This window comes from Streptomyces glaucosporus (assembly GCF_039533345.1).
GTDB classification, from domain to species: domain Bacteria; phylum Actinomycetota; class Actinomycetes; order Streptomycetales; family Streptomycetaceae; genus Streptomyces; species Streptomyces glaucosporus.
In genome coordinates, this window is the sequence record NZ_BAAATJ010000063.1 from 1 (window position 1) to 531 (window position 531).

A 531-nucleotide genomic window follows, 5' to 3' on the forward strand; every position below is an offset into this window, starting at 1 on the left:
GTCTCCAGATTGTGATTATAGACGTCGGGCCGCGCCGCGACGATCATCTCGACCGCCCGCTCATGCTTGTTGCGGAAGTCCGGCGTCAGGATTTCGATCGTCGTGCCGGGCGTGGTGCGGCGCAGCGCCTCGATCACCTTCACGAATTGCGACGCGCCGCCATCGGGCAAATCGTCGCGGTCGACAGAGGTGATGACGATATGTTCCAACCCCATTTCGGCGGCGGCATCGGCCAGATTCTGCGGCTCGTTGACGTCAACCTTGCGCGGCATCCCGGTCTTGACGTTGCAAAAGGCGCAGGCCCGCGTGCACACATCGCCCAAGATCATCACCGTCGCATGCTTCTTGGTCCAGCATTCGCCGATGTTCGGGCAGGCCGCTTCCTCGCAAACCGTATTCAACCCCTTAGTCCGCATCAGCTTGCGGGTCTCATGATAGGCCGGACTGGTCGGCGCCTTCACGCGAATCCAGTCGGGCTTGCGCAGACGCTCCGGCTTGGCAGGGTCACCGGGCATGGGGATAGGAGCGATA

Annotated in this window: 1 protein-coding gene; it reads right to left on the bottom strand. The window is 62.3% G+C overall.

Going from position 1 to position 531, the window contains the following annotated elements; translation table 11 throughout:
- A partial coding sequence (locus ABD358_RS28360; RefSeq protein WP_344634023.1) for a lipoyl synthase occupies window positions 1–515 on the bottom strand: 515 nt, incomplete at its 3' end.
- Between the last annotated feature and the right edge of the window lie 16 nt (window positions 516–531).